This window comes from Microbacterium sp. (genome assembly GCF_039812165.1).
In the GTDB taxonomy this organism is placed as follows: Bacteria; Actinomycetota; Actinomycetes; order Actinomycetales; family Microbacteriaceae; genus Microbacterium.
In genome coordinates, this window is the sequence record NZ_JBDIAB010000169.1 from 1 (window position 1) to 6,209 (window position 6,209).

Consider the following 6,209-nt stretch of genomic DNA (forward strand, 5'->3'; position numbering starts at 1 on the left):
ACCCGTTCTCGTCGGTCGAGCGCGCCGCGCTCCCGAACCTCGTCGGCGACGCCGCCGACGCCGTGGAGCAGCTCATCGACGAGGGACTGCTCGCGGCGCAGCAGCGCCACCACGCGCCGCGGCCCTAGGGCACGTCGACCCGCGGTCAGGGCGCGGCGTCGGGCGCCGGCGCGGCGGCTGCGCGCCTGCGGAGGCGGCCCAGCCGGATCAGGTGGATGACGTTGATCAGCGCGAGCGTCGCGTTCAGCCCCACGGTGGGCCACACGCCGAGCGGCGCGTTGTACGCCATCGCGAGCGTGCAGCCGACGAGGTTCAGCACGCGCAGGCGGAGGATCTTCGTCTGACTCAGCGACAAGACGATCACGAGGCTCCCGAGCCATCCGAACGACGTCCAAAGCACTTCTGGTGACATGCGCCGGAGTCTATGAGTTTCGAACGATGTTTGTCATTCAAAGATGATGTCTTTCATTATTGACAGACGCATGGGGGACACCTACGCTCGTGCTATCGCCGTGGAGGAGGACCTATGCGAGATCTGTCGGCCGTAGAGGAAGCCACCCTGTTCGTGCTGCACGACCAGCACGGGCCGACCGGCTCCCGAGTGCTCCGTCGCGAGCTCGCGGGCCAGGGTCTGGTCTCCAGCGAGTCGACGATCAACCGGATGCTGCTCGGCCTGGATGAGCGCGGGCTCACCGAGGCGGTGGGCGCGAAGGGCCGGGTCCTGACGGAGGAGGGGCGGCGGGTCAACGCGTCGCTGCTGCTCTCCCGGAACCGCGGACGCTACTTCGAGCGCGCGGTCGACATGCGCAGCGTCGAGGACCTCATCGACCACCTCATCACCCGCAGAGGCATCGAGCGCGAGGCGGCTCGGGCCGCGGCACTGCGCGCGACGGACGAGGAGGTGCGCATGCTCCGCGAGCTGGTCAGCCCGTCGGGCGCGACGCTCCACGATCGGCTGGGCTTCCACCGCGCGGTCGGCGACGCCTCGCACAACAAGCAGATCCAGGCCATCGCCAACACCCTCTTCGTCGAGCGGCTCGATCCGCTCGACAGCGTCACGCTCACCGTCGGCCTGCGCCAAGGCGTGCTCGACGACTGGGAACGAGACCACCGGGCCGTCGCAGAGCGGATCGCCGCGCGCGATCCGGACGGCGCGGAGCGCGAGATGGTCGCACATCTGGACGCGACCATCCGCGAGACCGAGGAGTTCGCACGCAGCGGATGGAGCGACCTCATCGAGCATCAGCTCACCGCCGCCACGGAGCGCGGCATCCGCTGACCCGGGCGGACGACCTTCCGACCCGCGCCGACCCGAAACCCCGCAAGGAGAACGCAATGCCGCACCAGCCTGCCTCCCCACTGATCATCGACCGCCGTTCGTTCCTTCGCCTCAGCGCCGTCGGCGCCGGCATGCTCGGGCTCGCGTCGACCTCGTTCGCCCTCACCGGATGCGCCCCCGGTGACAGCGCCCCGGGCGCCGGCGGTCTCGCGTCGTTCACCACCAAGCTCGGATGGATCCCCGACGTCGCCTACTCCGGCCTGTTCATCGCCAAGAGCGACGGGCTGTTCGAGAAGGCCGGACTCGACGTCACGATCGAACCCGGCGGACCCAATTCCCCGGTCGTGCCGCTGGTCACCACGGGGCGGCTCGACGTGGGCATCGAGTCGATCCCCGAGAACGTGGCCGCCGCCGTCAACGACGGCGCCGCGCTGCGGATCGTCGGCGCCGCGCTGCGCAAGAGCCCGGAGTGCTGGATCTCGCGCGCGGACGACCCGATCCGAGAGCCGAAGGACATCGAGGGGAAGAAGCTCGGCTCCACGCTCTCCGGGCAGAACCTCATGATCGAGTTCATGAAGCAGAACGGCGTCGACGTGTCGAAGGTCACCCTCGTGCCGACCCAGTTCGATCCCGCGCCGCTGGCCGTCGGCGAGGTCGACGTGCTCCTGGGCTTCGCGTCGAACCAGCCCGTGGTGCTCGCGAACCAGGGCATCGAGACCTACGTCATGCCCACGGCGGACTTCGGCCTGAACCGGATGCAGCAGGTGTTCTTCGTGAGCCAGGAGACCCTCGACGACGAGGAGAAGCGGGAGCGGGCGCGCCAGTTCCTGCTGGCCGCGCGCGCCGGCACCGAGAAGATGCTCGCCGACCACGAGGCGGCCGCGCAGCTCACCGTCGACCTCTACGGCAAGGATCTCGGTCTGAAGGTCGAGGACCAGCTCGCCAGTCTCGACGCGCTCGCACCGTTCGTGGCGGGCGACGACACCTCCGACCTGTTCCTCATGTCGGACGAGCTGATCGCGCAGACGTTGGGCAGCCTCGAGCTGATCGGCGTGAAGGCGGACGCGTCGCTGTTCACGAACGAGCTGCTCGAGGGCTGAGACGTCCGCGGCGAAGAAGGCGCAGAGACATGGAACCGCGTGAGGACGGCCTCCGGATCGAGGCCCTGAGCAAGACGTTCGACGCCGACGGCCGCACGGTGCAGGCGCTGAAGGACTTCAGCTACACGGCGCGTCGCGGCGAGTTCATCGGCCTGCTCGGACCGTCGGGATGCGGGAAGTCCACCGTGCTGCGGGTGCTGGCCGACCTCGAGGAGCCCACCTCGGGAACCGTCGAGGTGCACGGCACGAGCCCGCGGGAGCTGCGCCGGCGGCACCGGATCGGCGTCGGCTTCCAGGACGCCGGACTGCTGCCGTGGCGCACGGTGGAGGCGAACGTGCGGCTGCCGCTGGAGATCGCGGGGAAGAAGGACGACGGGACGGTCCGCGAGCTCATCGAGCTCGTGGGGCTCTCGGGGTTCGTCTCCGCGCGCCCGGCCCAGCTCTCCGGCGGCATGCGTCAGCGCGTCTCGCTCGCGCGGAGCCTCGTCACCGAGCCCGATCTGCTGCTGCTGGACGAGCCCTTCGGGGCGCTCGACGACCTCACCCGTCAGCACCTCAACTTCGAGCTGCAGCGCATCTGGTCGGAGCGCGGCACGACGACGGTGCTCGTGACCCACGGCATCGCCGAGGCCGTGCTCCTGTCCGACACCGTCATCCTGATGTCGCCGCGACCGGGGACGATCGTCGACGTCGTGCCGATCGACCTGCCGCGTCCGCGGACCGCCGAGGTGATGGAGACACCGGAGTTCCACGCCCTGTGCGACCGGCTCTCGCACAAGCTCTTCGCGGCGCACGAGGGCGCCGGACGGTGAGCACGGCCACCCTCGCACTGCGCGACGACGAGGCCCCCGCGCCGGCGCGACGCCGCCGGTCGAAGCGGGTGCTGACGCCGGTGCTGTCGATCGGCGGCCTGCTGGTCGTCTGGCAGCTCGCGTCGCTGCTCACGCCGCTCGTGCCGAGTCCGTGGGTCGTCGTCCAGCAGCTGATCGCCGACGCCTCGTACTACCCGGCGAACATCGCGGTCACGATGAGCAGCGCCGCCCAGGGCTACCTGTGGGGCAACGGCATCGCCATCGTGCTCGCGCTCCTCACCCTGCCGCTCCCGCCGCTGCAGGCGCTCCTGGAACGCGTCGCGGTCGGCGCGATCGCGCTGCCGCTCATCGCGGTCGCGCCGATCCTGGCGATCGCGTTCGCGGGCAACGTCCCGAGCGTGATCCTGGCTGCGCAGGCCGTCGTGTTCACGACGCTCGTCGCGTGCATCCTGGGTCTGAGCAATGTGGATCAGAGCGCGCTCGATCTCGTGCGCAGCGCGGGCGGGTCGAGCTGGACGGCGATCCGGAAGGTCCGGCTGCCGTCGGCGATCCCGAGCCTCGTCGTCGGCCTCCAGATCGCGGCGCCCAGCGCCATCCTCGGCGCGATCATCGGCGAGTACATGGGCGGCAGCCGGGGGCTCGGCGTGGCCATGATCCAGGCCCAGGGCGCCTTCGACGTGCCCCGCGCGTGGGCGCTCGCGATCGTCACCTCGGTGCTGGCCGCGGCGGCCTTCCTCGCCATCCCGTGGATCGTGCGGCTGACGATGCCGTGGGTCGGGCACTCCAGCCCCAACATCTCTCCGCGCGCCGTCGGGCGGCGCGGCCGGCGCATGCCGTGGCCGTTGGCTGTGCTGCGCGCCCTCGGGAACCTCGCCGCCACGATCGCGATCGTGGTCGTGGTCTGGTGGCTGCTCGCGGCCGCGGTGCCCGGAGGCCAGGCGGTCGCGCGTGGTCCGATCGAGGTCTTCCGGTATTTCAGCAACGCCGAGACGCTCACGGTGAGCCCCACGGGGCAGACGCAGACGGCGCTGCAGAGCCTGTTCACCGCGCTCGGTCAGACCGCCGTCGACGCGAGCGTCGGCTTCGTCGTCGGCACCGTGCTGTCGATCGCGATGGCGATCGTCGTCTACGAGTCGCGCACCGTCGAGGCGATCGTGATGCCGGTCTCGATCGTGCTCCGATCCGTGCCGATCGTTGCGGCGATGCCGCTGCTCGCGCTCGTCTTCGGGCGCGGCATCGTCGCGGTGACCGTGCTGATCACGATGATGACCTTCTTCCCCACCCTGGTGAACCTCCTGCTCGCGATGCGCAGCGTGCCCGGCGGCGCGGTGGATCTGTTCGCGGTCGCCGGCGCGACCCGCCGCCAGCGGCTCACGAAGCTCCTCCTTCCCTACGCGATGCCCGCGCTGTTCGCGTCGATCAAGATCGCACTGCCGCTGTCGGTGGGGGCGGCGATGGTCGCCGAATGGCTCGCCACCGGATCGGGGCTCGGTGCCGCCATGACGGTCGCGGCCACGATGTCGGACTACTACTTCGTATGGGGCGGGGTGGCCGCGGTCCTTCTCATCTCGCTCCTGCTGTACCAGCTCGCCAGCTACTGGGAGCGCAAGATCTCGGCACGCCTGGCGTGACCGGCACCGCCCGATTCCGAACGAAAGCAGGCATCCCCATGCGCACACTCCTCCTGAACGGCAGGATCGACGGCGGCGACGCGACGGACATCGTGCTCGCCGACGGCCTGATCGCCGACATCCTCCCCGCGGGGACGGCGACGGCGGTGGCGGAGCATGCGGGCGAGACGATCGACCTCGGCGGCCAGCTCGTGCTGGCGGGCTTCGTCGACGGTCACTCGCACGCGGACAAGAGCCTGTGGGGGGAGCCGTGGGTGCGCCGTCACTCCGTCGACATCACGATGGACCAGATGTTCGACGACACCCTCCAGCAGTGGGCGCTGCCGCAGGCGCCGGTCAAGGAGAGGGCGCGACGATTCCTCGAGAAGAGCGTCGCCGCCGGCTCCACGACCATCCGGGCGTATGCGGACGTCGCGCCGCAGATCGGCCTGGACGGCCTGCACGCGATGCTCGAGCTGCGCGACGAGCTGGCGCCTCTCGCCGACATCCAGGTCGTCGCCTTCCCGCAGCTCGGCATCCTGCGCAACCCGGGCACCGTGGATCTCCTGGAGCAGTCGCTGATCGCCGGCGCCGACGCGGTCGGCGGTCTCGACCCGGCAGGCGTCGACCACGACGCCTTGCGAGTGCTCGACATCGTCTTCGGCCTCGCCGACAGGTACGGGGTGATGGCGGACTTCCACGCCCACGAGGACGGCGAGCTCGGGGTCTGGCTCGTGGACCGCATCGCCGAGCGCACCCGTGCGCTCGGGATGTCGGGCCGGGTGAGCATGTGCGACGTGTTCGCCCTGGCCAGTCCCACCCCGGCGCAGTTCGCACGGCTGGCCGGCACCTTCGCCGAGTCCGGCATCGCCTTCTCGATCGGCGTGCACGGGCTGCTGCCCGTCCCCGACGTGAAGGGACTGCACGAGGCCGGTGTGGCGATGTGCCTGGGGTCGGACTCGTCGCGCAGCCTGTGGTCGCCCTGGGGAGACGGCGACATCCTGTCGCGGGCGATGATGATGGCGTACAAGAGCTACTGGCGCACCGATGAGGACCTCGAGCTGGCGGCCGCGTTCGCCGGACCGCTCGGACGCCGGGCGGTCGGCCTGGAGCCGGTCGGGGTCGAGGTCGGCGCTCCCGCCGACCTCGTGGTCGTGCCCGGCGAGGCGGTCGCGGAGGCCGTGGTCCTTCCGCCGACGCGCTCCCTGGTGATCAAGCGCGGTGTCGTCGTCGCCCGGGACGGTGCCCTGATCTGACCCGCGGCGGGCTTCCGGTCAGAGGCCGGTGAGCAGCGCGTCGAGGTGCGCGACGAGCGCGTCGACGGGCACGCGGACCTGCTCCATCGAGTCGCGATCGCGCACGGTCACCGCGTGGTCCTCGAGCGTGTCGAAGTCGACGGTCACGCAGT

7 protein-coding genes and 1 pseudogene are annotated in these 6,209 nt (G+C 70.6%); 6 read left to right on the plus strand and 2 right to left on the minus strand.

Going from position 1 to position 6,209, the window contains the following annotated elements; translation table 11 throughout:
* Positions 1-128, plus strand: a pseudogene (locus WML84_RS11850) (aminoacyl-tRNA hydrolase); the annotation flags it as partial.
* Between the two features lie 17 nt (positions 129-145).
* Here the strand turns inward: WML84_RS11850 and WML84_RS11855 are convergent.
* Entirely contained in the window at positions 146-412 is a 267-nt protein-coding gene (locus WML84_RS11855; RefSeq protein WP_347346349.1) for a hypothetical protein, read from the minus strand.
* Between the two features lie 114 nt (positions 413-526).
* Between WML84_RS11855 and WML84_RS11860 the strand changes: the two genes are divergently transcribed.
* From WML84_RS11860 to WML84_RS11880, 5 genes are read left to right on the plus strand one after another with little or no spacing between them, the layout of a single operon-like run.
* Positions 527-1,279: an FCD domain-containing protein gene (locus WML84_RS11860; RefSeq protein ID WP_347346350.1), complete on the plus strand. Its 753-nt coding sequence runs from the start codon at positions 527-529 to the stop codon at positions 1,277-1,279.
* Positions 1,280-1,335: 56 nt separating this feature from the next.
* Positions 1,336-2,379, plus strand: coding sequence for an ABC transporter substrate-binding protein (locus WML84_RS11865; RefSeq protein WP_347346351.1), 1,044 nt, complete (start codon positions 1,336-1,338; stop codon positions 2,377-2,379).
* Positions 2,380-2,408: 29 nt separating this feature from the next.
* A complete protein-coding gene (locus WML84_RS11870) occupies positions 2,409-3,191 on the plus strand; it encodes an ABC transporter ATP-binding protein (protein ID WP_347346352.1) in 783 nt (260 codons plus the stop codon).
* A complete protein-coding gene (locus WML84_RS11875; RefSeq protein WP_347346353.1) occupies positions 3,188-4,822 on the plus strand; it encodes an ABC transporter permease subunit in 1,635 nt (544 codons plus the stop codon). Before WML84_RS11870 ends, WML84_RS11875 begins: the two co-directional genes overlap by 4 nt.
* Before the next feature lie 38 nt (positions 4,823-4,860).
* Positions 4,861-6,057: an amidohydrolase family protein gene (locus tag WML84_RS11880; protein WP_347346354.1), complete on the plus strand. Its 1,197-nt coding sequence runs from the start codon at positions 4,861-4,863 to the stop codon at positions 6,055-6,057.
* Between the two features lie 18 nt (positions 6,058-6,075).
* Here WML84_RS11880 and WML84_RS11885 read toward each other — a convergent pair.
* Positions 6,076-6,209: His/Gly/Thr/Pro-type tRNA ligase C-terminal domain-containing protein (locus WML84_RS11885; protein WP_347346355.1), on the minus strand; the 134-nt coding region annotated here is incomplete at its 5' end.

What these genes read in the sequence shown, in the direction of transcription:
- WML84_RS11855 (WP_347346349.1), bottom strand. Translation starts at nt 412, where the DNA reads ATGTCACCAGAAGTGCTTTGGACGTCGTTCGGATGGCTCGGGAGCCTC.
- WML84_RS11860 (WP_347346350.1), top strand. Translation starts at nt 527, where the DNA reads ATGCGAGATCTGTCGGCCGTAGAGGAAGCCACCCTGTTCGTGCTGCAC.
- WML84_RS11865 (WP_347346351.1), top strand. Translation starts at nt 1,336, where the DNA reads ATGCCGCACCAGCCTGCCTCCCCACTGATCATCGACCGCCGTTCGTTC.
- WML84_RS11870 (WP_347346352.1), top strand. Translation starts at nt 2,409, where the DNA reads ATGGAACCGCGTGAGGACGGCCTCCGGATCGAGGCCCTGAGCAAGACG.
- WML84_RS11880 (WP_347346354.1), top strand. Translation starts at nt 4,861, where the DNA reads ATGCGCACACTCCTCCTGAACGGCAGGATCGACGGCGGCGACGCGACG.